Source organism: Knoellia altitudinis (assembly GCF_042666355.1).
Taxonomy (GTDB): domain Bacteria; phylum Actinomycetota; class Actinomycetes; order Actinomycetales; family Dermatophilaceae; genus Knoellia; species Knoellia altitudinis.
Window position 1 is genome coordinate 1,960,665 of the sequence record NZ_JBHTDK010000001.1, and the last position, 26,075, is coordinate 1,986,739.

A 26,075-nucleotide genomic window follows, 5' to 3' on the forward strand; every position below is an offset into this window, starting at 1 on the left:
GTGTGACACCAGAAGCCGTCCGCTGCTCCAACGCCTTCCGTGGGCGAGGTGAACCCATGCTCGGGTCGGCCCCCGTGGCTCGCCGCTGGCTGCTCATCGAGCACCCCGGCCCGTGGTCGAAGGACCACCTCGAGACACCCGGCATCGCCGGCCCGGTGGCGCGTGCCATCGAGGCCACCTGCGCCGAGCTGCAGGGTCGTTCGCTCCTCATGCGCCGTCCCGGCCGCCGCGACCCCGACCAGTCACCCGCCTGGTATGCCGTGGACACCGCCCACGGGACCATGGTCTCCGGCACGTGGCGCACGAGTGACGACCTGCTGGCTGCCGTCGCGGCGCTCGGGTCTCCCCTGACCCACTCCGAGACGCTCGCCGAACCGATGCTGCTCGTCTGCACCCAGGGGACGCGCGACGCGTGCTGCGCTCTGCGGGGTCGCCCGGTCACGGCAGCGCTCGCGAGGGTCTGGCCGGACGAGGTGTGGGAGTGCACGCATCTCGGTGGCCACCGCTTCGCCGGGACGTTCATCTCGATGCCCGACGGCACCTGCTTCGGCACGGTCGACCTGCCCAACGCCGTCGAGGTCGTGCGCTCGCACCGCTCCGGCGAGGTCGACGTGTCCCACCTGCGTGGGCTCGCCCGCTTCTCGCCGGCAGTGCAGGCTGCCACCGGGTCGGTGCTCGCGGCCCACGGGCCCGCACCCATCACGGCTGCCCGACCGGGGACCGTCGACGTCGTCTCCGACACCGTGACTCGCGTCGAGGTCATCGGCGACGATCCCCTGCCCGACACGACCTGGGTCGAGGTCCTGGCCGAAGCACTCCCGCCCGCCCCGCTGTCGTGCGGCAAGGGCCCGGGTGAGCACACGGCATACCGGACGTCTGTCGTGACCGATCTGCGCTGAGCGCTTCCTGGGTGGCAGGGTGAGCCCATGACAGCGACGTCGACGACCGAGACCGAGGCGACCCGGAGATATCGAGCCGCCCGCGACCAGATCCTGGCGTGGCGGGGCGACCACGAGGGCGCGGTCCGTGACTTCTCCTTCCCCGACCTCGGGAAGCGCTTCAACTGGGCGGTCGACTGGTTCGACGTCATTGCCCGCGGCAACTCCACCAACGCCCTCGTGGTCGTCGAGGAGGACGGCTCGTCCACGCAGTTCACCTTTGACGCGATGGCCAGCCGCTCCGACCGGGTTGGCCAGTGGTTGGCGGATCGTGGTGTGGCACAGGGTGATCCAGTGATCATCATGCTCGACAACCAGGTCGAGCTTTGGGACTGCATGCTGGCCGTGATGAAGCTCGGCGCCGTCATCATGCCGACGACCTCGGCTGCGGGAGCCGCCGACCTCGAGGACCGCGTGGCCCGTGGCGGCGCCCGGCACGTCATCGCCAACTCGACGCAGGTCGAGAAGTTCGTCGGCCTCCCCGGGGACGTCTCGCGGATCAGCGTCGGGCCTGCGGACGGCTGGCACGACCTCCACGACGCGTATGCCGTGGACGCACCACCTCTGCCCCACCCCGGCACTGCCCCGACCGACCCGTTGCTGCTCTACTTCACGTCCGGGACGACGAGCAGGCCCAAGCTCGTCGAGCACACCCAGGTCTCCTATCCGCTCGGCCACCTCTCGACGGTCTTCTGGCTCGGGCTCCAGCCGGGCGACGTGCACCTCAACATCTCGTCGCCCGGTTGGGCGAAGCATGCGTGGTCCTGCTTCTTCGCCCCGTGGATCGCGGAGGCGTCGATCCTCGTCTACAACTACACCCGCTTCGACGCGCAATCGCTTCTGGATGTGCTGCGGCACAGCGGAGTCACGACGTTCTGCGCACCGCCCACCGTCTGGCGGATGCTCATCAACGCCGACCTGTCGGAGGGGCCGGGCGCGCTGCGTGAGGTCATCGGTGCCGGTGAGCCGCTCAACCCCGAGGTCATCGCCCAGGTGCGCGACAAATGGGGCCTGGACCTGCGTGACGGCTACGGCCAGACCGAGATGACCGCGGCCGTCGGCAACACACCGGGCTCACCGATCAAGCCCGGGTCGATGGGGCGGCCGCTCCCGGGGTGCCCGGTGGTGCTGGTGGACCCGGCGACGGGTGAGCGGGTGGCCGGGGTCGGGGAGGGCGAGCTGTGCCTCGACCTCGCGGCGTCACCGCTGCCGCTCATGACCGGCTACCGGGGCGATCCCGAGCGCAACGCCGAGGCCATGGCCGACGGTTTCTACCACACGGGCGACGTGGCCTCCGTCGACGCGGACGGCTACATCACCTACGTCGGTCGCACCGATGACGTCTTCAAGGCGAGCGACTACAAGATCAGCCCGTTCGAGCTGGAGTCGGTGTTGATCGAGCACCCGGCCGTGGCCGAGGCAGCGATCGTGCCGGCTCCGGACGAGGTGCGGCTCGCGGTGCCCAAGGCCTACGTCGTGCTGGCCCCCGGGCACGAGCCGACCGAGGAGACGGCCCGCTCGATCCTCGCCCATGCCCGCGAGCACCTGCAGCCGTGGCAGCGGGTGCGACGCCTTGAGTTCGGCGAGCTCCCCAAGACGATCTCGGGCAAGATCCGGCGGGTCGAGCTGCGCGGCCGCGAGGAGCAGATGGCCCGCGGGGAGGTCGAGCCGCCCGAGAACGAATGGCGCGACGACATCCTGAGTGGCGACTGACCGGCATACGGGAGTCGTCACGTGAAGGTCGACCTGCTCGTCATCGGTGCCGGACCCGCCGGCGCCGCCACCGCGCTCGGTGCGCTCACCGAGGACCCTTCCCTGCGCGTGGTGCTGCTGGACCGCAGCGACTTCCCGCGTGACAAGTCGTGCGGTGACGGCATCGCTCCTCACGTCGTCACCGCTCTCGCCGCGGTGGGCGCCGCCGACGCCGTGCAGGGGTGGCAGCCGGTGCGCCAGCTGGAGCTCTCGCACGGGGACGTGCGCGTCGATGGCGCCATGGACCGAGAGGTCCACGTCATCCCGCGCAAGGTCTTCGACGCGCGCCTCGTCGAGCGCGCTGTGGCGGCCGGCGCTGAGCTGCGTCGTCAGCGAGTCACGGCACTGAGCACCGACCCGCTCGGTGTCGCGGGCGAGATCGAGGCCTCCGTGGTCGTCGGTGCCGACGGGGCCAGCTCGGTGGTGCGCACCCAGCTGCTCGGGCGCCGCCGGGACCCGCGTGCCCTGGCCCTGCGCGGCTACGCCCCGGTCACCGACGCGTGGCGGGGGCGCCAGGTCATCCGCTACGGCGACCGTCGCCAGCCCTCCTACGCCTGGGCGTTCGACTGCGGCAACGGGCTCGTCAACGTCGGCTACGGCGAGCTGCTCCCGGGCGAGGGGTCCGGGCGTCCGGCGCCCAGCCGCCAGCTCCTGCTCGACCAGCTCGAGTCGCTCCTGCCCGGCGCCGCGAGCACGGGCTCGGGCTGGCTCGGTCATCACCTGCCGCTCAGCTCGTGGCGCTGGGACCAGCCCGACGGTGCCGTGCTCCTCGTCGGCGACGCCGCGGGGCTGGTCAACCCGATGACGGGTGAGGGGATCTACTACGCCATCGCGACGGGGATCACAGGCGGTCGCACCGCTGCTCGTGCGGTGCGGGCCGGTCGCCCCTTCGATGCCGGCGCGGCGCACCGCCGCGAGGTCCGGCAACTTCTCGGCACCCACCTCAGGCACACGTGGCTCTCGTCCCGGCTCGCGCAGTCACCAGCCGTGGTGGACGCGGGGATCCGCGCCGCCGGCCGCGACCGTCGGGTCTTCGACGCGCTCGTCGAGCTCGGTCTGGGCGACGGCCGGATCAACCGACCGCTCGTCACCGGACTCGTGGGAGCGCTCAGGCCAGCGCGGACCTGACCTTGTCGAGGACGGCCTGCTCCTCCGGGCTGACGCCGTCGGAGGCGTCGGCGACGGCCTGCGTGGCCTCGAGGATGACGCCCTTGAACGCCTGCGCCGAACCGTCGGCCTTCGACTCGAGGACGCCCACGGCCTGGCTCAGGCCGGCGAGGACAGCCTGCTCCTGCGCTGCCGAGTCACCGGTCGGGGGCTTGGGCAGCCCTCCGCCGCGCAGGATCTCGGTGATCTCCTTGGGGGCGGCGGCCAGTGCCTTGGACCCGGCCAGGCTCTCCTTGAACGACGAGAGGAAGCCGGGGTCGGCCTTGCTCACGAGGGCGATGGCCCCGAAAGCGGCGTTGCGGACGGTGTCACGTTCTGCATCGGTGTAGTCAGCCATGGTCCTCAGTCTGCCTCGCTCGGCGTCGGCTCGGGAGATTGGGCCGGGACCTCTCGCACCGTGACGATGTCGAGCGGTGCGGCGCCGGGTTCCGGCCTCTCACACGTCCGCTCGGGGTCGGTCATCGTGTCGATGCGGCTCCCGTTGACGAGGCTGACGTCGTCGTATGCCGGCCGCCCCTCGATGACGTTGCGGTAGCGGTAGCGGGTCACCGAGGTCAGGCGGCACGTCTCGCCGAAGGTCAGCACGTCGAAGGCGGACGGCTGACCGATGAGCTCCTCGCCGTCCTCCTCACCGACGAAGTGCGTCAGCGGGCCGCCTCCCGTGAAGGTTCCGGCCTGGATGCGGTTGCCCTCGAGGTCGGGCGTGTGCATGTGGCCGTTGACGGCGACATCGGCGCGGGGCACGTCCTGCACGGCCCACGGCTCGTGCGACACGAGGAGGTCGAGCGGTTCCTCGTCCGTGAACGCGTCGATGAAGGCCTCCCTGGCCGGTTGCTGCTTGTCCTTGCTCCGCTTGCCGTCGTCACCGAACCATCGGGGGTCGTTGAAACCACCGATGCGTATGCCGCCTGCCTCGATGACGTTGTAGGTCTCCGCATCAGGCTGCAGCAGAACGACGTTGGGGATGCGCGCCATGCGGTCGAGCAGGCTGCGGTCGGTCGCCGAGGTCGCGTCGTGGTTCCCGCGGGTGAAGAGGTAGGGGACCGGGAGGGAGGCGATGCCGGCGAACATCCCGGACGCCTCACCCTCCGTGACCGTCCCGAAGTTCACGAGGTCCCCGGTGTCGACGACGAGGTCGACGTCCTCCTCCTCGACGACCGTGCGCATGAGCGAGAACTGGTTGCCGGCGTGCAGGTCGGACACGAGCAGGACGCGCAGTGCCGACGGTTGGTTGAGCTCGGTGGGTGAGTACTTGTCCTGGAGTGCCGACGACAGGGCAATGAGGTTGCGCAGGTAGGGCGAGACCTGCGCCGTGCGCGCCTCGACGTCCGAGAGGAGCGACTGGTTGCGCTGCACCGTCCCGAGGACACCGGTGGAGGTGAACTCGTGCTGCCGGACCGGCTGGTAGGTCTGCCACATACCCAGGCCCGTGGCGCCACAGGCGATGGCCCATGCGAGCGAGGCCCCCACCACGACCCTGGTCGAGGGCGGGCGGCGGCGGACCAGCGCCCCGACGCACAGCCACAGCGCCACGACGACGAGCGCGCCACCGGCGAACCGCAGGCCGACGTCGCGGGCAGCCGCTCGGACGGCGTCGCTGAGCTCTGCCTGCCCAGGTTGGAGGCTCGAGACGGAGATGCCCGGCCGGCTCAGGAGCTGGGCGATCGACGCCTTGACCTGGGGGGTGGCCTCGATGCCCGGGGCGAACCCGGTGAAGCCGACGTCGATGTCGCCGAAGAGGGTCTGGGCCACGAGATGGCTCGAGGTGCGCGGGTCCATCGACAGCTGGACCTCCGCCGAGTAGTGCGTCGTCTCGGCCGTGGCAGGCGCGAGACGGGTGGCGGCGGTCCCCCCGGCGGCACAGGCGAGAACGAGGGCGCCGACCGTGAGGAGGCTGCGCACCCGGCGCTCCCCGATCCGGTGACCCAGCGTCCACCAGGCGACGACCGCCGTGGCCAGGGGCCACAGCGCGAGCAGTGCGGCGACGACGCGCTCGTGCGCACCGAACGGCATACCGGCTCGTGCGCCCACGGTGAGCGAGGCGACGAGGGCGAGCATGACGGCGGCCGCGGGCCGCGCCACGCCAGGACGCACCAGTGCGGTGCTCGACCTGTCGGCCGCGAACCACGGCCAGATCGCGAGCAGCACGAAGCTCGCCGAGGCGATGAGCGTGTGGGCGAGGGACCCGTCGGAGCGGGAGGGGAGCGGCACGAGCGCCACCCCGATGGTGGCGAGCCCGGCAGCACCGAGCACCCCACGACCCGCTCGCCGCAGGCCGGGCAGCATGACCGCCGAGCCGATGTGGGCCAGGCCGGTGAGCACGAGCGCGACGGTCATGATCCAGCGGTGCGGCGTCTCGACGGCGGCGAGGGCGCTGATCGACTCGCGCACGGAGTCGAAACCCGCCGGCTGCTGCGTCGCCGCCCAGGTCCAGCCCCCGACGAGCGCGACGACGGCCGTGGTCGCACTCAGCAGGGCGCCACGGGGACGTCCCGGACCAGGACCAGACATGGGTCCCACCCTAGGGTGACCGCATGGATGCAACTGGCCTGCTGCCGGATGGTGCCCGCATCGTCAGGGACGAGCACGGCATTCCGCACATCTGGGCGTCGTCGGTGGCCGATGTGGCCTTCGCCCAGGGCGTCGAGGCCGCGTCGAGCCGGACGTGGCAGCTCGATGCCGATCGGCGTCACGCCGAGGGTGTCGTCGCGGCCCTGCTCGGCAAGGCTGCGCTCGAGTGGGACACCTTCGCTCGACGCGCCCGGATCGCCGAGACGGCGCGTGGTGCCTTCGCCGCCCTCGACTCCGAGAGCCAGGACTTCTTTGCCGCGTATGCCGCGGGCGTGAGCGCCGCTTTTGCCGCCGGGGCCACCTGCGCCGAGCTCGTCGAGCGGGGGGTGGCACCCGGTGCGTGGGAGCCGTGGACGCCACTGGCCGTCTTCTCGGTCAACAACATCCTCTTCTCGACGTTCCCGGACAAGCTGTGGCGTCAGGCGTTGGTGGACGCTGTGGGGCAGCCGCTGGCTGGTCTGGTGGTGCGTGAGCCGGGGCGGGCCCCGGGGTCGAACGCCTTCGTGCTCGATGGCTCCCGGACCGTGTCGGGCCTGCCGATCGTCGCCGGTGATCCCCATCGCCTGTTCGAGAGCCCCAACGTGTATGCGCAGGTTCACCTGGCCTGTCCGGAGTTCGACGTCGCCGGCTTCACCTTCGCCGGTGTGCCGGGGGTCCAGCACTTCGCGCATGCCGGCTCGGTCGCGTGGGCGATCACGAACTGCATGGCCGACTACCAGGACGTGGGGATCGAGGTCCTCGTCGCGCAGGGCGGCCGGGTGATGGCGCAGGGTCCGGGTGGGCTCGAGGAGTGCGACGTCGTCTCCGAGGTGGTCGAGGTGTCGGGCGGAGCACCCGTCGAGATCGAGTGTGTGATGACTGCGCGCGGGCCCGTGGTCATCGACCAACGTGACTCGGGCGGCGGCGCGCTCAGCCTCGCGATGCCGTCTCAACGGGAGGGCGACCTTGGGCTCGGCGCGATCCTGCCGCTGCTGCGCGCACGATCGGTCGCGGACGTCGAGGCGGCCTTCGCCGCCTGGGTCGAGCCGGTCAACAACCTCGTCGTGGCCGATGTCGCCGGTGCCATCGCGCACCATGTCGTGGGGCGCGTGCCGGTGCGGGCCTCGGGCCGGATCCCCGTGGTGCCGGCCGCGCCGGGGGAGCACGACTGGGTGGGGTTTCACACCGAGCTGCCGCAGATCCCACCCACCGACGGTGTCGTGGTCACGGCCAACCATCGTGGGACCGCTGCCTATGACGCGATCTGCACGTCCTGCTCGGCGCCGTTTCGGGCTCGTCGCCTCACCGAGCGACTTGACGAGCGCAAGCAGTGGGATGCCAGCGGGCTGCGTGAGGTCCTGGTCGACGACCGGCAGATCGCGGGGTCCGCGCTGCTCGACGCGATCTCCGCCCTGGCCGCACCCGCGTCCGGCGGGGAGCTCGACGCCTCGGCCGCTGCGCTCGTGGACGAGATCATGGGGTGGGACCGCCAAATGCGCAGCGACAGCGTGACCGCGGCGAGGTTCGCCCAGGTCCGCGCACGGATCGCCGGGCACTTGGTGACACACCCGGCATACGCCGGCGTTCCGTCCTCGTCACCGCACGGCCGCCTGTATGACGCGTGGTTCAGTCTCGCCGGGCGCATCGAGGCCTGCCTGCCGGCGTTCTTCGACTCCTCGTCGGTGCCGGTGCTCGAGAGTGCCGGGATCGACCTCGACCTCCTGGTGCGCCGGAGCGTGACCGAGGTGGCAGCCGCACCGACCGACCAACCCTGGGGCGATCACCACCGCTATCACCCGATCTCGGTGCTCGAGCGGCTCGGGCTGCCACAGGTGGCTCCGGCCGTGTCCGGGCGGCCGCTGCCCGGCGACATCGACTGCGTCAACGCCTCGGGCTGGCTCGCGGCACGGGAGATCTCGATCCGCGGCCCGGTCGCGCGCTACGTGTGGGACCTGGCCGACCGCGACGCCGGGCACTGGGCGGTGCCCCTGGGAGCCGACGGCGGCATGGGCGCTCCACATCGCGACGACCAGTTCGAGCGGTGGCTCGATGGGACGCTCCTGCCCGTGCTGACAGACTGGGCCGTGCTGGACCACCTCGACGACGCCAGCGCGACCTGACCGACGTCCTCCGCACGGATGACGAGACGAAAGAGGACCTGATCGTGGGTTTCGAGACCTTGTGTCGTCGACCCGTGGACCCCGCAGGCGATGCGGCGCTGCTCCACGGATGGGTGCAGGAGGACCGCGCCGAGTTCTGGGGGATGCAGGAGCACACGCTCGAGGACGTGCGTGACACCTATGCGTGGATCGACGAGCAGCCTCACCTGACGGCCGACCTCGTGGAGCTGGACGGGGAGGCACTGGCGCTGGTGCAGACCTATGACCCGGCGGTGGACGAGATCGGCAAGCACTATGACCGGCGGCCGGGCGATCTCGGCATCCACCTCTTCATGCGTCCGGGGGCTCGTCCGTCGGGCTCGCTCGAGGCGCTCCTCGGGTTCTTCCTCGGGCAGGTGTTCGGCGACGCGGGGGTGCAGCGGCTCGTCCTGGAACCGGATGTGCGCAACGAGAAGTCCATCGCGCTGGTGCACCGCTTCGCCGACGAGCTGGGCCCGGTCGTGGAGCTGCCCCATCCCGTGCCCGGAGTGCCGCCCAAGACGGCACAGTTCGCCTTCGTGCATCGGCCGGAGGGTCTGTGAGCGCCGTGCTGTGGGGCGCCTATCCCGCCCGGACGTTCGCTGGCGTGCTCTTCGACATGGACGGCACGCTCATCGACTCCTTGGCGGCGGTCAACCGTTCCTGGCTGCAGTGGTGCGAGGAGTTCGGGATCGCCCCCGCTGCGCTGGACGGTGCCCATGGCCGGACGAGCGCCAACACGATCAACATCGTCATGGCTGACCGTTCCGAGGCGGAGCGGTCGGTGGCTCACGCGCGGATCGGTGAGATCGAGGTCGCCGACACCGAGGGGATCGTCGTGCTGCCAGGTGCCGCCGAGGCCTTCGAGACGCTCGACCGACTGGGGGTGCCGCACGCCATCGTCACGTCCTGCGAGCGCGACCTGGCGCAGGCGCGGTTGGCTGCAACCGGGCTGCCGCGGCCCACGGTCGTGGTGACGGCGAGCGACGTGTCGCACGGCAAGCCCGGGCCGGAGCCCTATGTGCGAGGCGCCGCGCTGTTGGGTGTGCCTGTCGGCGACTGTGTCGTCGTCGAGGACGCGACCGCGGGGCTGGTGTCGGGCCGGACAGCCGCCGCCGGTGTGCTGGTGGCCGTGCTGGGCACGACGACGGTCGACGTCCTGGCCCGTGACGCCGACGTCGTCGTGACCTCAGTGGCCGACATCCCCTGGGCCGAGCTCACCCGTCCGTCGCCCTGACCTGTCCCCAAGCGCCGGACGTGGGTCCGGTCGGGACCCTGTCGAGCGGGACGGGACCGACCGGCACACCCATGCGTCTGTGGGGAGCCCGGGGCGGGCGATAGGTTGAGCCGTATGGACGCTGACGCCCTTGTCGTCGGGGCCGGCCTCGCCGGTCTCGTCGCTGCCAACGAGCTCGCTGACGCCGGACGTTCGGTCGTCCTCCTCGACCAGGAGAGCGAGGCCAACCTCGGGGGTCAGGCGTGGTGGAGCTTCGGGGGGCTCTTCCTCGTGGGCAGCCCCGAGCAGCGGCGGATGGGCGTCAAGGACAGCCTCGACCTCGCGTGGCAGGACTGGCAGGGGAGCGCCGGTTGGGACCGCGACGAGGACTACTGGCCGCGCCAGTGGGGCCGGGCCTACGTCGAGTGGGCCGCCGGTGAGAAGCGTGAGTGGCTGCGCTCCTTCGGCATCAGCTTCTTCCCCGTCGTCGGGTGGGCCGAACGTGGCGATGGTCGCGCGGGCGGTCACGGCAACTCGGTCCCGCGCTTCCACATCCCGTGGGGCACGGGCACCGGCGTGGTCGCGCCGTTCATCGAGCGCGTGCAGCAGCACATCGCCGGCGGTCGCATCATCTATCGGCCGCGCCACCGGGTCGACGAGCTCATCACCACCGGGGGAGCCGTCACCGGGGTGCGTGGATCCGTTCTTGCAGAGGATCTTTCGCTTCGTGGTGTGGCATCCAACCGTGAGGTCGTGGGGGACTTCGAGTTCGGGGCGAACGCCGTCCTCGTGACGAGTGGCGGCATCGGCGGCAACCACGACCTCGTCCGCGCCAACTGGCCCGACCGCCTCGGTGGGGCGCCAGAGCACATGATCACGGGCGTCCCGGCCTACGTCGACGGGCGGATGCTCGCCATCACCGAGAGCGCCGGCGGCACGGTCATTAACCGCGACCGCATGTGGCACTACGTCGAGGGCATCAACAACTGGGACCCGGTCTGGCCGAGCCACGCGATCCGCATCCTGCCCGGTCCGTCATCGCTGTGGTTCGACGGCAACGGTGACCGGCTTCCGCCGCCGAACTTCCCCGGCTTCGACACCCTCGGCACCCTGGCGCACCTGCGCACGACCGGTCACGACCACTCGTGGTTCGTCACCAACCGCACCTTGGTGGGCAAGGAGTTCGCGCTCTCGGGCAGCGAGCAGAACCTCGACCTCACCGACCGGAGCTACCGCGACATCGTCCGGCGGCCGATCACCGCCGTGCAGCCGTCGATGCAGGCGTTCCTCGACCGCGGGGTCGACTTCGTCCAGGCCGACACCCTGCGCGAGCTCGTCGACGGGATGAACGAGCTGACCCCTGAGGCACCCGTCGACTTCAAGCACATCGAGCGCCAGGTGCTGGAGCGCGACCGCCAGATCGACAACCCCTACAGCAAGGACGCGCAGGTTGCTGCGATCCACGTCGCCCGGCAGTACCGCGGCGACAGGCTCACCAAGCGGGCCTTCCCGCCCCACCGGATCCTGGACCCGAAGCGCGGCCCCCTCGTCGCCGTGCGCCTCAACATCCTCACCCGCAAGTCACTCGGCGGGCTGCAGACCAACCTCGACAGCCAGGTCATCGGCGCCTCGGGGGATCCCGTGCCCGGCCTGTATGCCGCCGGTGAGGTTGCCGGGTTCGGCGGCGGTGGCGTGCACGGATACCGCTCTCTCGAGGGCACGTTCGTGGGCGGGTGCCTGTTCTCCGGTCGGGCAGCGGGACGCGCGGCGGCCCGAGAGGTCAGCTGACCGGCATACCGACTTCTCCAGCGCACAGGGAGCCGGGCAGGCGAGCGTGCGGAGCCGTCAGATGTTCATGCGGGCGGCAAGGGTGTCGCGCTTGTCCTCGAACCGGGAGGCCTTGGTGTCGAGCCCGGACATGAAGTCGGCGAGCTCGGTCCGCGCCTGCTCCCCCTCGGCGGAGAGGTTCTCGAGCTCGAAGACCTTCCAGAAGCGGAGCACCGGTGCGACGACGTCGTCACGGTGCTGGCGGAGGTCGTAGATCCCGGCGACGGCCATCTCGACGGCCTTGCGCTGGAAGCCGGGGATGTCGGTGCCCGGCATCGCGAAGTTGAGGACGACGTCGCGGATGGCCATCACCGATGCGCTGGGGTCGAGCTCGAGCGCGGCGCCCATGAGGTTGCGGTAGAAGATCATGTGGAGGTTCTCGTCGGCCGCGATCCGCTGGAGCAGCTGGTCGGCCATGGGGTCGCTCGTGAACTTGCCGGTGTTGCGGTGGGACACCCGGGTCGCGAGCTCCTGGAACGACACGTAGGCGAGCGAGTGCAGCAGCTCGCCACTGTGCGCGGACTCGTAGCCCTGCGACATGTGCGTCATCCGGAAGTCCTCGAGGGCCGCGGGGTCGACCATCCGCTTGACGAGCATGTAGTCGCGCATCGCGATGCCGTGCCGACCCTCCTCGGCGGTCCAGCGGTGCACCCACTCACCCCACGCGTCGTCGCGGCCGAAGATGATCGCGATCTCGTGGTGGTAGCTCGGCAGGTTGTCCTCGGTGAGGAGGTTGACGATGAGCGCGGACCGGGCGACGTCGGAGATCGGCGCGTCGTCCGGGCTCCACGCGTCACCGCCCATGAGGCCGTCGAAGTTGCGCCCGTCGCTCCACGGGATGAAGTCGTGCGGGTACCAGTTCTTGGCCACCCCGATGTGCCGGTTGAGGTTGGCCTCGACAACGGGACTGAGCTCTCGGAGCAGGTCGGTCTGGCTCCACGTGGTGGCGGTCATGTTCGCCAACTTACGCTTCCGTAGGTTTCCGTGGCTAGTTACTCGTCAGTTGAGTTCCGCCTTGTGTGTATGAGGCCACGCGAGAGCGTGGCCTCATACACACAAGGCAGGGGGTTGGGCGGGTGTCAGAGGGTTCCGACGCGTCCCTTGCCGCCGGCGGCCCAGCAGGCGCCGTCGTTCGTGCAGTCGAGAGTGTGGAACCCGACCTCGCTGAACTGCTCCCACGAGCGCCCACCGTCGGTGGACACGCTGCTGCCGCCGACCGGTCCGCTCTCACCGACGACGACAACCGAACGACGCAGGTATGCCGCGTCCTCACCCAGGTGCCCGAGGTCGCCTCCGCTGGTCCACGACTTCCCGTCCCGGGTCGTCGCCGAGGCGTCGACACCGTCAGCGGCCGCAGCGAAGTCGCCGCCGACCGCGATGCCCTGTCGCGGGTTCTTGAAGGCGAGCCCGAAGACGCCGGCCGCCTCGCCGGCCGGGATGGTCGAGTCGGTCGCTGTCCACGTCAGTCCGCGGTCGGTCGAGTGGAAGATGCGCGACTGTGCTCCTCCGGACCCGAACCACGCGTCGTGCCCCGAGATCGTGAGGCAGTCGCCACTGGCCGAGAAGTTGGCTTCCCCTGTGGAGTCGGGCATCCCGGCATCCGGCAGCACCGACCAGGAGCGGCCACCGTCGTCGGTCGAGATGATCCGGAACTTGCCGTCCACCGGGTCGCTCACGGCGAGCCCGCGCTTGCCGCCGGGGTAGAAGTCCATGCAGTTGTAGAACGCGGTGGGCTCGGTGTTGCGGAAGGTCTCGGTCCAGGTGGTTCCGCCGTCGGTCGTGCGATAGATCCGCGAGGCCTCCCCCTCACCGATCGCGAGAACCGTTGCGGTGCGGGCGTCCTCTGCCTCGACGTCGCGGAAGTTGAGGCCGGCGCTGTCGGTCGGGCTGACGTCGTCCCAGGTCGTGCCACCGTCCTGGGTGAGATAGATGCGCGCGTCGCCCCCACTCACACTCGCGCCGCTCACCCACGCGGTGTCCCGGTCCACGGCGTCGAGGCCGCGGAAGCTCTGGTCGGCGTCGACCGCGGTCACCGACCACTCGAGGTCGGACGGGGTCGGAGGTCTGGCAGCCGAAGGAGCGGCGAGCGCGACGGGAGCCACCAGCGCGGCGAGCGCCACGGCATACAGAGGGGTGTTGAGCATTCTCGAGAAGGTGCGCATGACCAGCACCCTGCCCCACCACTGCGCCGCGTGGGGCTTTGAGGTAGTGGCTGGATTCGGTGGCCCGTCCGACATGTTGGGCATACCTATCGGGCTGATCAGAAGGGCTCCAGGCGAATGTCCATGGCCGGACAAGCCTGCTCCGATCCATTGACCCTGTTCACCCGACCTGCGTGACTTCCGTGACCGGAGCATCCTCAACGTCGAAGGAGATCGCTCGTGTCCCACGTCGAGCACAGTCCGAAGACCCCGCCGCCGACCACGTCGCGCCTCACGCGCCGGACCTTCGCCGCCGGCCTGGTCGGCGCCGCAGCCGCCGTACCCCTCGGGGCGGCACCCGCCCACGCCGCCGGACCGACACCGTCCACCACGAGGTGGGCGCGACGCGCTGCGACGTCCTACGCGGCGCTGCGGACCTACTTCGCCGCCGACCACGGGCTCTATCGGGAGCAGTATCCGGTCGGGCCGGACGACCGGCCGTACTCCTACGAGTGGCCGTTCTCCCAGGCCCATGTCGCCGCCCTCGACCTGAGCGGGATGGCTGGGGTCGGTGCCCGCTACCGCGACGCCCTGAGCGATCATCGTCGGGCCCAACAGCTCTACTGGAAGCAGGCTGGCAGCACGGGCCTGCCCGGCTTCGCCTCCTACGTGACACCGCCGCACGGCGACGGCGGCGACTTCTTCTACGACGACAACGAGTGGGTCGCCCTCGCCGACCTGCAGCACAACGCGATGTACCGAGATCGTGGTTCGGTCGCGCAGGCCCGTCAGCTGTTCGACCTCGTCGTCTCGGGCTGGGACACCGACGAGAGCCATGCCGCGCCCGGCGGGGTCTTCTGGACTCAGGCACCCTGGAGCAGTGACCGCAACACCGTCTCGAACATGCCAGGTGCCCAGATCGGGCTCCGGCTCCACCAGCTGACCGGACGTCCCTCAGACCTCGAGTGGTCGCTGCGCATGTACCGCTGGACCAACCAGTACCTGCAGCGTCCCGACGGGCTCTACCACGACCATCTCGATCTCCTGGGCACGGTCGAGAAGACGATCTGGTCCTACAACCAGGGCGTTCCCGTCAGTGTCAACGCGCTGTTGTCCGCCATCACCGGGGAGCGGCACTATCTCGATGAGGCCGTCCGCATCGCCGACGCAGCAGCCGACTTCTACGGCCAGGCCGAGGGCAACCGAACCCGACTCGACGCCCAGCCGCCGTTCTTCAACTCGATCTACTTCAAGAACCTGCTTCGCCTCGAGTCGATCACCGGCGGTCAGCGCCACCGCCGGGCGATGGAGGAGTACGCCGAGCGCACCTGGGACACCAGACGCGATCCGAGGACCGGACTCTTCTCCTTCGGTGAGGACGCAGAGGTCGCCGGCAGGACGCAGATGATCGAGCAGGCGGCCATGGTCCAGATTTTGGCCGTGCTGGGCTGGTCCCCCGATCGGCACCGGCTGCTCTACTGACCGGACGTGCCGGACGCTCGCTCGGGTCAGAGGTACTGGCCGGTGCCCTCGGCGTGGCCGCCCTCACCGGGCGCCGGCGGGCCGGACGGCATGGTGGGCATCCCCATGGGGCCGCTGGGTTGGCCGGGTGCCGGCGCGTGGCCGGGAGGGAGCTGGCGCATCTGCTGGAGCTGCGCCTGAGCGGCCATCTGCTGGGCGACGAGGGCTGTCTGGATGCCATGGAAGAGGCCCTCGAGCCACCCGACGAGCTGGGCCTGGGCGACGCGGAGCTCGGCGTCGGAGGGCGCGTCCTCGCTGAACGGCAGCGAGATCCGCTCGAGCTCCTCGACGAGCTCGGGGGCGAGGCCGTCCTTGAGCTCGGAGAGCGAGCGCTCGTGGACGTCGGCGAGCCGCGCGCGACCCTTCTCGTCGAGGGGAGCGTTGCGGACCTCCTCGAGGAGCTGCTTGATCATCGATCCGATGCGCATGACCTTGGCGGGCTGCTCGACGAGGTCGGCCGGGTTCTGGCTCGGCTTGCCCTCGGGGTCGCGGTCGGCGATGCCCATGCCCTCGGGCGTCACGACGACCACCTTGTCGTCATCGATGGTGGCAGTCCCGTGCACCTCACGGGCCTCCTGCGAGTCCTGCTCGGTGCTCGGATCTGTGGGCTGGCGCGGCTGGTCACTCATGTCAGCCATCCTGCCCCACGCTCGGCTCCGGTCTCAGGCGGGCGGGGTCCAGGAGGGGTCGCGACCGATGAAGCCGACGAGCTTGTCGGTGATGTCGGCCGAGTCGGGGACGGGCACCCGTGGGCCGTACTGTCCCGAGCTCCGCAGCATCTCGTCGTACTGCTCCATCCCACTGAACAGCTGGTTGGCGAAGTCCGCGTCGAGCCGGTCCGGTTGCCCGCTCGCCCGCGACAGGTCCCAGGTGTGCATGAAGATGTCGGCGGTGTAGAACTGGTCGATCGCCTGCGGCAGCGGCACGTCACCCATGTGCGGGTTGCTCAGCACCTTGGTCTCGGTCGCAGGGTCGTCGAGCAGCGCCTGCACGTTGTCCGCGTGGGCTGTCCACGCACCGACCGGGTCGTCGTCCACGGACGGCACGGCGGGCAGGGTGATCCCGGCCCCGCCCTCGAGGAACCCCGGGAACCACTCGACGAGGTGCCGCACGACGTCCCGCGCCGCCCAGCCTTCGACGGGTGCCGGAGCGTCCCAGTCGCTCACCCCGCGCACACGCTCGGTGAAGGTGTCGGCGATCGCGCGGTGACGTCCGGCTGGGTCGGTGGGAAGCGGCATACGGGTCAGTCTGTCAGTCAGGCCGTGCGGTGGGTGGCGTCCGGAGCCTTGCGTATGCCGGCCGCGGCCAGTCCCGCCGAGATCACCGGGACGGCGATGGCGAACCCGAGCAGGATGAGCCACGGGAAGACGAGGACCGGGTCGCCCATGATCGAGTTGCCGGTGAGGGGGTCGTAGGACTGTGCGGTCAGCGGATAGGCGAGCGCGATGCCGGGGACGATGCCGACCGCGACTCCAAGGACGACGCCGATGATGCACAGCGTGAACGCCTGCGCCGCTGCCATGAGTCGGCGGGTGCCGCGTCCCGAGCCCAGGGCCGCGAGGGTGGCCTGGTCGTTCTCCTGCTCGGCGAGCGTCAGCGCCGTCGATGTCAGGGTGATGACGAGGAGCAGCAGCATGAAGACGCCGAGGAGAACGGCGATGATCGGGCCGAGCTCGGAGACGAAGCCGCGCTCGGTCGTGAGGTAGACGTCGTCGGCAGCCTCGAAGCCGAGCCGCTCGGTGAGGTCCTCCGAGATCGGTCCGGTCGGGTCGTGGAGGGTGAGCTGGCTGGTGCGGGTGGACCAGCCGTGGGCCTGGGCGGCGTCCGTGGTCGCGAGCAGGCTCGAGTTGAACAGTGCACCGGCCGTGTCACGGGTGATGTCGACCTCGACGGCGGGGACCGTGGTCGTCCTGATGTCGCGCAGGTTCGCTGAGGGGTCTGTGACCTCGGTGTCCATCGGGTCGTTGCGCTGGGTGGCGGTCATGACGGTGATCGCGCCGTTCTCGACGAGGCGCTTGGCCCCGGGAGGGCGGGTCACGACGACCGCGCCCTTGCGGACGGCGTCGATGTCGGCGGCGTGGCCGACCGCGGTGAGGCGCCGTGCGAGCTCGTCGGCGGTCGTGAAGTTCATCTGGGATCCCGAGTTGCCCATGCCGTGGGTCCCGATGGCTTGGCATGGGGGCCGGCCGGACTCGTCCAGGCTCGGGCTCGGGTCGTGGACGGTCTGCCGCGGGGTGCACCCGGGCGGTACGACGTTGACGGCCCGTGTGTCGTAGGGCTTGGACGGGGGGTTCGGGCTCATCGAAGTCATCATCGGGTCGCCAGAGTCGATCAGCGCGACCGGTGAGACGACGAGACCGGGTCGGACGGAGCGGAATCCGTCCGCGAGGCGCTCAAGGTCCTCGGGCTGGGGGTTCTCCCCGTTGACGAACACCGTGGTGTCGCCAAGGAGGTTCTGCGCCGCGTACTGGCGGCGGCTCTGCTCCTCGTCGCTGCCGCTGGCGATGAGCACCATCGTGAGGGCTGCGACGCCCGCGAGGATCGCCGCCACCGATGGCACGCTGCGGGACCGCTGCCGGCCAGCGTCACGCGTGGCCATTCGCAGCGAGACAGGCAGGCGCGAGCTGAGTCGGGCGATGCCGACGAGAACCATGGGAGAGAGCATCACGGCACCCAGGACAAGCGCGATCGTGGCCACGACCGTGCCGACCTCGCCCCCGTCTCGACCGGTCGCGGCCTGCGACGCCGCCAACGAGATCACCGCAGTGCCGCCGACTCCCGCGAGGACGGCACCGATTAGGAAGACCACCTTGCTGGGTCGGGGCGAGACGCTCTGGCCCTTCATGACGCCGATGATGTCGAGCCGGCCCAACCGCCGGGCAGGGATCAGGGCGGCGATGACGGCGCTGGCCATCGCCGTGACGGTCGTGCCGAGGACGGGCAGGAGTGGCACCTCGAACGGCCCGGTGAGGGCAAAGTTCTCGGAGAACCACACCCGATGGGTGAGGAGCCACGCGGCGCCGATGCCCAGCACCGCGCCGACCGCTGCGGCGATGACGCCGAGGACAACGGCCTGGGCGAGCACGGTGTGCCGCAGCTGGGCGGTGGTCGAACCATTGCTCGCCGCGAGCGCGAGCGTGCGTCGCTGGCGGGCGGCGCTCACCGCGAACGCAGGCCCCACGAGGAGAGTGGTGATGATGAGGAGGAGCGCTCCGCCGATCGCCACGAAGCTCCCGGTGCGGTCGCCGTCGAAGGTGGCCATGTCCTGCATCTGGGGCGGGAGCTCGCTCATCGCAGGCGGGTTGCGCAGCACCTCGGCGGACCAGACGGTCAGCCCGTAGCGGTTGAGCTCCATGACCTCGGACCAGGTCACGGGCTCGTCGTCGAGGAGGATCCATGTGCCACCGGAGACGTCCGGGGTCATGGGCTGCGACGTGACGAGGTCGAGGTACGCCCCACCGCTGTCCGAGACAGCCTCTGCGGTGCCCACGACGTCCACCTCGACGTCCTCGACACCCGCGCGCACGTCGAGCTTGCCGCTGGTCGGCAGCCCGCGGTCGGCGCCGCTCGTGGTCACGAGCACCTCACCGGCGCGCTCGGGGAAGCGCCCGCTCGTGAGTGTCACCTTGCCGGTGACTCCCTGGCGGGCGTCGAGAGCCAGGGACTGAAGGGTGAGGCGTCGACCGTCTCGCCGAGTCGTCACGGTCTCCTCGAAGAGCGGCACGGCCTTGGTGCCGGTGAGGGTGCTCATCACGGCGGCGTTGTCGAACGACGATCCGCCCTCGACCCATTGCGGGATGTCCTTGCCGCCCTCGCTCGAGCTCGTGCCCCCGGCATTGGGATCGGGGGTCTGTTCGACGGCCATGCCGGGCTGCGGGTAGTCGACCATCGCGACCCCGTTGGCGATGCGGCTGGGGATCTGCTCGGCGCCAGTGACCTGGCTGGTCGCGGCGGCGACGATCGCGAAGACGAGCAGGGCGGTCGGCAGCGCCACCATGACCATGATGAGCGCGCTGCGGCCCTTGTGGCGGCGGACGTCGCGGCGAGCCATGCGCAGGGCGATGCCCCAGCTGCCCTTGAAGCGACCCCACGCCGAGCGCTTGGCGCTGGGGGTGGGGGTGGCGCTCGCGGTCATCGGTTCGCGCTCGCGGAGTCGAGCAGGTCCTCGGCCGAGCTGGCGCGCCCGGTCGAGTCGACGACGACCCCGTCACGCAGGAACACGACCCGGTCGGCCCAGGCCGCGTGCCGGGCCTCGTGGGTGACGAGGAGGCCGGCGACGCCCGCGTCGCAGCGCTCACGCAGGACCCGGAGGACGTCCTCGCCGGTGTGGCTGTCGAGGGCGCCGGTGGGCTCGTCGGCGAGGACGAGGCGGCGGCTGCCCACGAGGGCACGGGCGATGGCGACGCGCTGCTGCTGCCCGCCGGACATCTGGTCGGGGAAGCGGTCCGACAGCTCGCGCAGCCCCATGAGGTCGAGGCTCTGGCGGGCGTGGCGACGGGCCTGGCCGGCGCGTTCGCCGTCGAGCTCGAGGGGGAGGGCGACGTTCTCGGCGGCGGTGAGGCTGGGGATGAGGTTGTAGTCCTGGAAGACGAACCCCACTCTCCTGCGCCGCAGCTGCGCGATGCCCTTCGCGCTGAGGCCGGTGAGGTCCTCGCCCTCGATGACGACTCGTCCGCTCGTCGCCTGGTCGAGCCCGCCGGCGAGGTTGAGCAGCGTGGACTTGCCGGAGCCGCTCGGTCCCATGACGGCGACGAGCTCGCCGGGCATGACCTCGAGGCTCACCCCGTCGAGGGCGCGGACTGCCGTGTCACCGGTGCCGTGGACCCGGGTGACGTTGTCGAGGAGCAGGCTGGGGGCGGTCATCGACGTGCCTCCGTCTGGCTCGCGCCGGCCTGTTGCCGGGCCTGCTCACGCCGGTATGCCGTCTCCTCGGCCGCCGCTCGTGCCGCCGCCTCGCCGGTTGCCCCCGAGCGAGGAAAAGGGCGCAGCGACTCCCGGTGGAGGCGGGTCTCGACGTGGTCGAGCCAGCGGACCTCGGCCTCAGCCGTGAAGATGAGGTTCTCGAGGACGAGCAGCCAGGCGAGGTCGTGGTTGGCCACGCCCTCGGCCTGCTCGGCGCTCTCGGCCTCGCGCTGCTTGCGCATCACCTGCTGCTTGAGCCGGGTGAGGTCATGCAGGTGCTTGAGGGTCGAGGTGCGCTGCGTCTGGGCGACCGCCTGGACGTCGACACCCGGCACGGTCACGGCCAGCGCGAGCTTGATCGTCAGCTCGTTGCGCGGTGTGGTGTCGCGGTCGACCGGCGTGGTCCACCAAGTGCTGACCTCGGTGCGACCCGCGTCGGTGAGGCGGTAGGAGATGCGTCCCTCGCCGTCGGCCTCGCCGGTCGGCTCGACGAGCCCGTCACGCTCGAGGCGGTTGAGGGTCGTGTAGACCTGCCCGACGTTGAGCGGCCACGTGCCCCCCGTCCGCTCCTCGAACTCGACTCGCAGCCGAGCCCCATACATCGGGCCCTCCGCGAGGAGCGCCATGAGCCCTTGCTTGACCGACATCGGTGTTCTCCTTCGACGTGTGACGCGGGAACCCCTGCGCTCCCGCGTACGGTGCCGAGCCGGCATACCGGGGAAGTTCAGCTGGCCCCTGATCCGACTGAATACCCGGTATGCCGTGCTCGACAGAGACATGTATACCGAGTATTCACCCGCTTCGCAAGTCCCGACCTTCCCGCCGGAAGTGGGTCTCTCTCACCTTGCTTGGCGTCCGCGGTCAAGCGAAGTGAGAGGTCGCTGCGCGGAGCTGGTATGCCGTCAGCTCGTGAGGAGGAGGATCTTGCCGATGTGCTGGCTGGCTTCCATCTCGGCATGGGCGGCGGCCGCGTCGGCCAAGGGGTGGCGCGAGTGGATGATCGGCCGGACGCGACCATCGGCGATCATGGGCCAGACGTGCTCGCGCACAGCGGCGACGATCGTGGCCTTCTCGGCGACAGGGCGGGCGCGCAGGCTCGTGGCGATGACGGCGCCGCGTTTGCGCAGGAGCTTGCCGAGGTCGAGCTCACCCTTGACGCCGCCCTGCATGCCGATGACGACGAGGCGGCCGGCGGTGGCCAGGGCCTGGACGTTGCGGGGGAGGTACTTCGCGCCCATGTTGTCGAGGATGACGTCGGCGCCGTGGCCGTCGGTCGCCTTCCTGAGCTCCTCGACGAAGTCCTGCTCCCTGTAGTTGATGAGGATCTCGGCGCCGAGCTCACGGCACACGTCGAGCTTCTCCTGGGAGCCGGCGGTGACGGCGACGCGGGCACCGACCTCGCGGGCGAGCTGGATCGCCATGGTCCCGATGCCGGAGGAGCCGCCGTGGACGAGGAGGGTCTCGCCCGGCTGCAGGTTCGCCGTGAGGAAGACGTTGGACCAGACGGTCGAGGCGACCTCGGGGAGGGCTGCAGCGTCCTTGAGGTCGACCCCGGCGGGGATCGGGAGGACCTGGCCGGCAGGCACGGTGACCTGCTCGGCGTAGCCGCCGCCGACGAGCAGCGCGCAGACCCCGTCGCCCACGACCCATTCGGTGACGTCCTCGCCGACGGCATCGATGACGCCCGAAACCTCGAGCCCTGGGACCTCGGTCATGCCGGGCGGCGGGTCGTAGTGGCCCATCCGCTGCATGACGTCGGCCCGGTTGACGCCCGCGGCGGCAACCTTGATGCGGACCTCACCGGCCTGGGGCTCGGGGGTGTCGACGTCGGTGAGGACGAGGGCCTCGGGGCCGCCCGGCTCGGAGATGGTGATGGCCTTCATGCGTCCCAACGTACGACTCGGCTCGGGCCACTGACCGCGGAGGACCGGATCCGGGCTCAGCGCCGCACCAGCTCCGTCACCACCACGACAGCCAGCACCAGGTAGACCGCGCCCGCGATGTGGCTCAGGACCGCACTGGCTCCTCGGGCACCGATGAAGCGCGAGTGGAAGGCACCCGCGAGCAGCCCGATCGCCCCGTAGAGGACGACTTCGGCAAGGACGTTGACTGCACCCAGCATCGCCAGCTGCATCCCAGCGTTCTCTGCCTCGCCCATGAACTGTGGGAGGACTGCCAGGAAGAAGAGGATCAGCTTGGGGTTGGTCAGGCTCACCAGGAGGCCCTGTGCATACGGTCGCCCGGTCGAGGGGCCGTGGGAACCACTGGTGCTCTGGCGCGCATGGCGGAAGGTGACGAACGCCAGCCACGCCAGATAGGTCGCACCGAACACCTTGACCGCGTCGAGGAGCAGCGGGTGCGACTCGGCGAGCCTCCCCAGTCCGATGACGACCGCGGTGGCGTAGATGCTCATGCCCGTGCCGATGCCGAGGATCGCCGCGAGGGCCGCGTGGCGACCGCGCTCGAGGCCCACGGCGAGCATGTAGGCCATGTCGGGTCCGGGCGGGATGAGGAACAGCAGAATCACCGCGACGAAGCCCGGCAGAACCCCGACATCAACCATCGTCGTGCACCTTCCGTCCCGGCGAGTGTCCGAACGTCCTCGAGAGGGATGAACGATGAACCGGCTAAGACGGTTCTACCAGCCCGTCAAGATCCGGGCAACCGGCTAAGGTGGTTCCGTGGCTTCTGAGTTTCCTGACTTCCGTCTCGGCGCCGTGCTGGCGACCAGCTTCACCGGGACGCTGTCGGAGCGTCACGGCACCCCGGTGGAGCGCATCCCCACGCCGCAGCGGCTCGTGGACTGGCTGGCGGTGAACGGGCTCGCCGTGGGCTCCTGCACACCAGCCCAGCTGGATCTCGCCCGGGAGCTGAGGGAGTCGATTCACGCCGCCGCGACGGCGGCCGCCCTCCAGAAGTCGTTGCCAAAAGCCGCTGTTCGCGTCATCAACGACTGCAGTTTCCAGGGTCGGGCCGCGGCCATCCTCACAACCAAGGGCACACGACTATGGCGACTCAGCTCGCCGGCGTCCGTCGAGGATGCGCTCAGCGTGATCGCCGCCGACGCGATCGACATCATCGCGGGAGAGCGCGACGGACAGCTGGCCCTGTGCGCCTCAGCCACCTGTCGTGCGGCATTCTTCGACACGAGCCAGAGCCGGAGCCGCAGGTGGTGTGACATGAACACCTGCGGGAACCGTCAGAAGAAGGCCCGGTTCAGGGCCAACCACGGCAAGCCCTCCGCAGCAGCGGGCTCCTCCTGACGTCTCCTTGCTCCGGGCAGGGCATTGGACGTTGTGAGATGCGTGTGCGGCGACAGGCGTCGTTCACCCGCATTGACCCGCTTCGATCAGAGCAGGGCAAGGAACCGCTCTGCGTCGCCCGCGCGGGGAAGGTTGTTGAACATGACGTACGGCGACGGCCTGCCGTCAACCATGTCCCGCAGCCGGCGCAGCTCGTCATCAGTGTGGACGTGTCGCGAGCCATCTGTGCCGTGCAGCCGGTAGTAGGTCTGCTCCGGCGTCACAGTCTCGGTCTGCATCGGGTCGACGACGTGGACGAGGTCCAGCTCGGCGCAGAGCTCCGACAGCAGCTGCGCGGGCCACTCGCCACGCGGCTCCCACAGAAGGCGCCCGCCGGGCCGCTCCACCTGCGCCATGAAGCTGCGCAGACGTCCGACGTTGTCGGCCGTCGGGCGAAAGCTTCTCGGGCACTGAAGCAGGACGGCGGTGGCCCTCAGGAGTGCGGCGCACTCGAGGGTCCGCTGCCAGCCTGCAAGCACTGGCTCCGTGGTCCGGAACGCTCCGACCTGGCCACGTGCGGCGTCCGGCAGAGGCTGCTTCATGCGCCGGTAGGTGGGGCTGTTGGACTCGTGGGTGACGATCTGCCACGCCTTGATCGTGAACTCAAAACCGGGCGGCACCTGGTTCCGCCAGCGCATCAGCACGGCATCCGACGGGGGTTCGTAAAAGGTGTGCTGCACCTCGAGGACGGGGAAGCGACGAACATACGAAGACTGGGAGACCGTCCAGCCGCACAGCCCCACGCGAACGTCCATCTGTCCATCCGTCCCGGGTGTAGCGAGCTTGAACCGACTCCCTGCGCAGCCATGAACCAGTTGGCCACACAGCGGGCTCAGGGTCAATTGCTCTGGGTGTGGAGGCTCCGCGCCAGCGTGGGGATCATCACCGCGGCAGCGACGAGGTGGAGGGCGACGAGAGCGGCAACTGTGCTGGGGGCTGCGCCTGACAGGAAGGGCGGGATGAGTGAGATCGCGGTCAGGGACACCGCTGCCTGGACGAAGCGCTTGGCCGGCTGAGCGTTCCACCGAAGCGACGCGGCGGCGATGACGACGCCGGCGACCGAGACGATGCCGGTCACGAAGGCGATGCCGGACAGCGGGATCGTCTCGCCACCATCCGAGATCTCGAACTCGACGCCGACGGGCTTCGCCAGTGCAGCGACAACAGTGGTGGCCGCGGCTGCTGCGACGGCGCCAAGCAGGCCCCTGCTGACGAGTCGGGGGACTCGAGGCTTGTCAGTCGAGCTCGCCTGGCTCGAGGCCGGGCCTGGGTTGAGCTGGGTGTCCTTGATGTTGCTCATGACATTCCTCCATCAGTCGTTCTTGAGTGTGCTCGGGTGTGGCGATGCGGACCATGGCAGGGTGAGGGCCGGGGTTGAGCAGGGCGCGGATGCCGGTGCCCTGGATCCAGAGCCCGGCGTCCTGTCCGAGGACCGGCCCTACCGAGCCGTCACGCAGCTCCAGCTGCACCTCCCCCTCGGTGACGACGCCGAACGCGTCCATCCACTCCGCCGGGACGACGGCGACTCGCTCGCCGCCACGCAGCGCGAGCGTCCGCACGGACCTACTCCGTGCCGTCAGCCGACAGTCTCTCCGGCAGCCCGAACCGGGCGAACTGGTCGTCGTGGAACGTGATGATCTCGGCGACCGCCCCGTCGGTGACGCGCAGGACGTCGATCGTCAACGGCACGTACGAGCTCTCAGCCCTGCGCCAGTGGTAGTAGGCGATGGCGGGTTGACGGTTGGCCGACGTCATCACGGCACGCAGGCCGGTCATGCCCTCGAAGCCGCTCTCGACCCAGTAGCTCACCACGGCGTCGCGGCCGATCTGCAGGCCAGGGGTGGGCGGCATCGAGCTGCGGACATCGTCGCGAACCAGGGTGGCCAGCACGTCGATGTCTGAGGTGACGCTGGCCTCGGTGTAGCGGCGCACCAGCTCACGCAGGTCCGCGTCCTCCTCGGCAGCCGCACCACCCGTCCAGTCCTGCCGCTCCTCAGGCAGGTGCTCGCGCATCCCCGCCCGCGCTCGCTGCAATGCCGAGTTCACGGAGTTGACCGAGTCACCGAGCAGCTCGGCGACGTCCTTCGCCGGCCAGCCAAGCACGTCCCGCAGGATCAGCACGGCCCGCGGACGCGGCGCAAGATGCTGCACCGCAACGACGTAGGCCAGCTCGATCGTCTCCCGCGCCACCGCGACCGCCTCCGGCTCGTCGCCCGCCACCGCGGGCAGCTCGTCGAGCAACGCATCCGGGTAGGGCTGCAGCCACAGCACCTCACCACCGGTCGCCGGCTGTGGCCGACCCTTGGCCAGCAGGTCGAGGCAGGCGTTCGTCGCGATCCTGTAGAGCCACGCCCGGAACGTCGACCGCCCCTCGAAGGTCTCCCGAGCCCGCCACGCCCGCAGGAAGGTCTCCTGCACCGCGTCCTCGGCGTCCTCGAACGAGCCGAGCATCCGGTAGCAGTGCACGTGCAGCTCGAGCCGGTGCTTCTGCGCCAGCGCCGTGAACGCCGGCTCGTCGACGTCACCCAGTCCGTTGGCACCGAGTTCGTTGGCACCGAGTTCGTTGGCAGCGAGTCCGCTCACGTCCAGTCCCTCCAGTCGTGCGTCCGCACTCATCGCGT

At 70.3% G+C, this 26,075-nt stretch carries 24 protein-coding genes; 9 read left to right on the forward strand and 15 right to left on the reverse strand.

From position 1 onward, the window contains the following. Positions 1 to 2 precede the first annotated feature (2 nt). From ACFQW8_RS09235 to ACFQW8_RS09245, 3 genes are read left to right on the forward strand one after another with little or no spacing between them, the layout of a single operon-like run. Entirely contained in the window at positions 3 to 899 is an 897-nt protein-coding gene (locus ACFQW8_RS09235) for a sucrase ferredoxin (RefSeq protein ID WP_380086740.1), read from the forward strand. Positions 900 to 926: 27 nt separating this feature from the next. Continuing rightward, positions 927 to 2,651: an AMP-binding protein gene (locus ACFQW8_RS09240; protein ID WP_380086741.1), complete on the forward strand. Its 1,725-nt coding sequence runs from the start codon at positions 927 to 929 to the stop codon at positions 2,649 to 2,651. Between the two features lie 21 nt (positions 2,652 to 2,672). Beyond that, positions 2,673 to 3,818, forward strand: coding sequence for an NAD(P)/FAD-dependent oxidoreductase (locus tag ACFQW8_RS09245; protein ID WP_380086742.1), 1,146 nt, complete (start codon positions 2,673 to 2,675; stop codon positions 3,816 to 3,818). Here the strand turns inward: ACFQW8_RS09245 and ACFQW8_RS09250 are convergent. After that, positions 3,799 to 4,194 carry a hypothetical protein gene (locus tag ACFQW8_RS09250; RefSeq protein ID WP_380086744.1) on the reverse strand — a complete coding sequence of 132 codons (396 nt, stop codon included), beginning with the start codon at positions 4,192 to 4,194 and terminating at the stop codon, positions 3,799 to 3,801. The two genes, ACFQW8_RS09245 and ACFQW8_RS09250, sit on opposite strands and share 20 nt — an antisense overlap. A gap of 5 nt (positions 4,195 to 4,199) precedes the next feature. Further along, on the reverse strand, positions 4,200 to 6,368 hold the full coding sequence (locus tag ACFQW8_RS09255; RefSeq protein WP_380086745.1) for a DUF998 domain-containing protein: 2,169 nt from the start codon (positions 6,366 to 6,368) through the stop codon (positions 4,200 to 4,202). Positions 6,369 to 6,391: 23 nt separating this feature from the next. Between ACFQW8_RS09255 and ACFQW8_RS09260 the strand changes: the two genes are divergently transcribed. The 4 genes from ACFQW8_RS09260 to ACFQW8_RS09275 all read left to right on the forward strand — a co-directional run bounded on the left by ACFQW8_RS09260 (position 6,392) and on the right by ACFQW8_RS09275 (position 11,549). After that, positions 6,392 to 8,527 (forward strand): penicillin acylase family protein, encoded by a 2,136-nt coding sequence (locus ACFQW8_RS09260; RefSeq protein WP_380086747.1) that lies wholly within the window; start codon positions 6,392 to 6,394, stop codon positions 8,525 to 8,527. 44 nt (positions 8,528 to 8,571) lie between these two features. After that, complete coding sequence (locus tag ACFQW8_RS09265) at positions 8,572 to 9,108, forward strand: GNAT family N-acetyltransferase (protein ID WP_380086749.1); 537 nt, start codon at positions 8,572 to 8,574, stop codon at positions 9,106 to 9,108. Continuing rightward, complete coding sequence (locus ACFQW8_RS09270) at positions 9,105 to 9,782, forward strand: HAD hydrolase-like protein (protein ID WP_380086750.1); 678 nt, start codon at positions 9,105 to 9,107, stop codon at positions 9,780 to 9,782. Before ACFQW8_RS09265 ends, ACFQW8_RS09270 begins: the two co-directional genes overlap by 4 nt. A 114-nt stretch (positions 9,783 to 9,896) precedes the next feature. Further along, complete coding sequence (locus ACFQW8_RS09275) at positions 9,897 to 11,549, forward strand: FAD-binding dehydrogenase (protein ID WP_380086751.1); 1,653 nt, start codon at positions 9,897 to 9,899, stop codon at positions 11,547 to 11,549. Between the two features lie 57 nt (positions 11,550 to 11,606). On the opposite strand, the gene ACFQW8_RS09280 is transcribed toward ACFQW8_RS09275, so the two are convergent. Beyond that, positions 11,607 to 12,542: an acyl-ACP desaturase gene (locus ACFQW8_RS09280; protein ID WP_380086753.1), complete on the reverse strand. Its 936-nt coding sequence runs from the start codon at positions 12,540 to 12,542 to the stop codon at positions 11,607 to 11,609. 125 nt (positions 12,543 to 12,667) lie between these two features. Further along, entirely contained in the window at positions 12,668 to 13,750 is a 1,083-nt protein-coding gene (locus ACFQW8_RS09285) for a WD40/YVTN/BNR-like repeat-containing protein (RefSeq protein WP_380086755.1), read from the reverse strand. 219 nt (positions 13,751 to 13,969) lie between these two features. On the opposite strand from ACFQW8_RS09285, the gene ACFQW8_RS09290 reads away from it, so the two are divergent. Beyond that, positions 13,970 to 15,211, forward strand: coding sequence for a glycoside hydrolase family 76 protein (locus ACFQW8_RS09290; protein WP_380086757.1), 1,242 nt, complete (start codon positions 13,970 to 13,972; stop codon positions 15,209 to 15,211). Positions 15,212 to 15,237: 26 nt separating this feature from the next. On the opposite strand, the gene ACFQW8_RS09295 is transcribed toward ACFQW8_RS09290, so the two are convergent. From ACFQW8_RS09295 to ACFQW8_RS09325, 7 genes are all read right to left on the reverse strand, one after another. Beyond that, positions 15,238 to 15,888, reverse strand: a complete 651-nt coding sequence (locus ACFQW8_RS09295; protein WP_380086758.1) for a bacterial proteasome activator family protein — start codon at positions 15,886 to 15,888, stop codon at positions 15,238 to 15,240. Between the two features lie 24 nt (positions 15,889 to 15,912). Next, positions 15,913 to 16,488 (reverse strand): TIGR03086 family metal-binding protein, encoded by a 576-nt coding sequence (locus tag ACFQW8_RS09300; protein ID WP_380086759.1) that lies wholly within the window; start codon positions 16,486 to 16,488, stop codon positions 15,913 to 15,915. Positions 16,489 to 16,505: 17 nt separating this feature from the next. Next, positions 16,506 to 19,385, reverse strand: a complete 2,880-nt coding sequence (locus ACFQW8_RS09305) for an FtsX-like permease family protein (protein ID WP_380086760.1) — start codon at positions 19,383 to 19,385, stop codon at positions 16,506 to 16,508. After that, positions 19,382 to 20,113 (reverse strand): ABC transporter ATP-binding protein, encoded by a 732-nt coding sequence (locus tag ACFQW8_RS09310; RefSeq protein WP_380086761.1) that lies wholly within the window; start codon positions 20,111 to 20,113, stop codon positions 19,382 to 19,384. Before ACFQW8_RS09310 ends, ACFQW8_RS09305 begins: the two co-directional genes overlap by 4 nt. Continuing rightward, positions 20,110 to 20,799: a PadR family transcriptional regulator gene (locus ACFQW8_RS09315; RefSeq protein WP_380086763.1), complete on the reverse strand. Its 690-nt coding sequence runs from the start codon at positions 20,797 to 20,799 to the stop codon at positions 20,110 to 20,112. The genes ACFQW8_RS09310 and ACFQW8_RS09315 overlap by 4 nt, the downstream gene beginning before the upstream one ends. 255 nt (positions 20,800 to 21,054) lie before the next feature. After that, entirely contained in the window at positions 21,055 to 22,035 is a 981-nt protein-coding gene (locus ACFQW8_RS09320; RefSeq protein ID WP_380086764.1) for an NAD(P)H-quinone oxidoreductase, read from the reverse strand. A 56-nt stretch (positions 22,036 to 22,091) separates the two neighbouring features. Then, positions 22,092 to 22,715, reverse strand: coding sequence for a LysE family translocator (locus ACFQW8_RS09325; RefSeq protein WP_380086766.1), 624 nt, complete (start codon positions 22,713 to 22,715; stop codon positions 22,092 to 22,094). Between the two features lie 118 nt (positions 22,716 to 22,833). Here ACFQW8_RS09325 and ACFQW8_RS09330 point away from each other — a divergent pair, with 118 nt between their 5' ends. Continuing rightward, positions 22,834 to 23,415 (forward strand): CGNR zinc finger domain-containing protein, encoded by a 582-nt coding sequence (locus ACFQW8_RS09330; protein ID WP_380086768.1) that lies wholly within the window; start codon positions 22,834 to 22,836, stop codon positions 23,413 to 23,415. An 86-nt stretch (positions 23,416 to 23,501) separates the two neighbouring features. Here the strand turns inward: ACFQW8_RS09330 and ACFQW8_RS09335 are convergent, their stop codons facing one another. From ACFQW8_RS09335 to ACFQW8_RS09350, 4 genes are all read right to left on the reverse strand, one after another. Next, positions 23,502 to 24,209: a DUF72 domain-containing protein gene (locus tag ACFQW8_RS09335; RefSeq protein WP_380086770.1), complete on the reverse strand. Its 708-nt coding sequence runs from the start codon at positions 24,207 to 24,209 to the stop codon at positions 23,502 to 23,504. An 83-nt stretch (positions 24,210 to 24,292) separates the two neighbouring features. After that, positions 24,293 to 24,754: a DUF6069 family protein gene (locus ACFQW8_RS09340; protein WP_380086772.1), complete on the reverse strand. Its 462-nt coding sequence runs from the start codon at positions 24,752 to 24,754 to the stop codon at positions 24,293 to 24,295. Continuing rightward, positions 24,690 to 25,013: a hypothetical protein gene (locus tag ACFQW8_RS09345; protein WP_380086774.1), complete on the reverse strand. Its 324-nt coding sequence runs from the start codon at positions 25,011 to 25,013 to the stop codon at positions 24,690 to 24,692. The genes ACFQW8_RS09340 and ACFQW8_RS09345 overlap by 65 nt, the downstream gene beginning before the upstream one ends. Positions 25,014 to 25,017: 4 nt before the next feature. Continuing rightward, positions 25,018 to 26,070, reverse strand: coding sequence for an RNA polymerase subunit sigma-70 (locus ACFQW8_RS09350; protein WP_380086775.1), 1,053 nt, complete (start codon positions 26,068 to 26,070; stop codon positions 25,018 to 25,020). Positions 26,071 to 26,075: the final 5 nt, after the last annotated feature.

Bases quoted from the DNA above. Each gene is read 5' to 3' on its own strand.
- ACFQW8_RS09240 (WP_380086741.1), top strand. From the start codon at position 927: ATGACAGCGACGTCGACGACCGAGACCGAGGCGACCCGGAGATATCGA.
- ACFQW8_RS09250 (WP_380086744.1), bottom strand. From the start codon at position 4,194: ATGGCTGACTACACCGATGCAGAACGTGACACCGTCCGCAACGCCGCT.
- ACFQW8_RS09255 (WP_380086745.1), bottom strand. From the start codon at position 6,368: ATGTCTGGTCCTGGTCCGGGACGTCCCCGTGGCGCCCTGCTGAGTGCG.
- ACFQW8_RS09260 (WP_380086747.1), top strand. From the start codon at position 6,392: ATGGATGCAACTGGCCTGCTGCCGGATGGTGCCCGCATCGTCAGGGAC.
- ACFQW8_RS09275 (WP_380086751.1), top strand. From the start codon at position 9,897: ATGGACGCTGACGCCCTTGTCGTCGGGGCCGGCCTCGCCGGTCTCGTC.
- ACFQW8_RS09280 (WP_380086753.1), bottom strand. From the start codon at position 12,542: ATGACCGCCACCACGTGGAGCCAGACCGACCTGCTCCGAGAGCTCAGT.
- ACFQW8_RS09285 (WP_380086755.1), bottom strand. From the start codon at position 13,750: ATGCGCACCTTCTCGAGAATGCTCAACACCCCTCTGTATGCCGTGGCG.
- ACFQW8_RS09295 (WP_380086758.1), bottom strand. From the start codon at position 15,888: ATGGCTGACATGAGTGACCAGCCGCGCCAGCCCACAGATCCGAGCACC.
- ACFQW8_RS09300 (WP_380086759.1), bottom strand. From the start codon at position 16,488: ATGCCGCTTCCCACCGACCCAGCCGGACGTCACCGCGCGATCGCCGAC.
- ACFQW8_RS09305 (WP_380086760.1), bottom strand. From the start codon at position 19,385: ATGACCGCGAGCGCCACCCCCACCCCCAGCGCCAAGCGCTCGGCGTGG.
- ACFQW8_RS09310 (WP_380086761.1), bottom strand. From the start codon at position 20,113: ATGACCGCCCCCAGCCTGCTCCTCGACAACGTCACCCGGGTCCACGGC.
- ACFQW8_RS09315 (WP_380086763.1), bottom strand. From the start codon at position 20,799: ATGTCGGTCAAGCAAGGGCTCATGGCGCTCCTCGCGGAGGGCCCGATG.
- ACFQW8_RS09320 (WP_380086764.1), bottom strand. From the start codon at position 22,035: ATGAAGGCCATCACCATCTCCGAGCCGGGCGGCCCCGAGGCCCTCGTC.
- ACFQW8_RS09325 (WP_380086766.1), bottom strand. From the start codon at position 22,715: ATGGTTGATGTCGGGGTTCTGCCGGGCTTCGTCGCGGTGATTCTGCTG.
- ACFQW8_RS09335 (WP_380086770.1), bottom strand. From the start codon at position 24,209: ATGGACGTTCGCGTGGGGCTGTGCGGCTGGACGGTCTCCCAGTCTTCG.
- ACFQW8_RS09340 (WP_380086772.1), bottom strand. From the start codon at position 24,754: ATGAGCAACATCAAGGACACCCAGCTCAACCCAGGCCCGGCCTCGAGC.
- ACFQW8_RS09350 (WP_380086775.1), bottom strand. From the start codon at position 26,070: ATGAGTGCGGACGCACGACTGGAGGGACTGGACGTGAGCGGACTCGCT.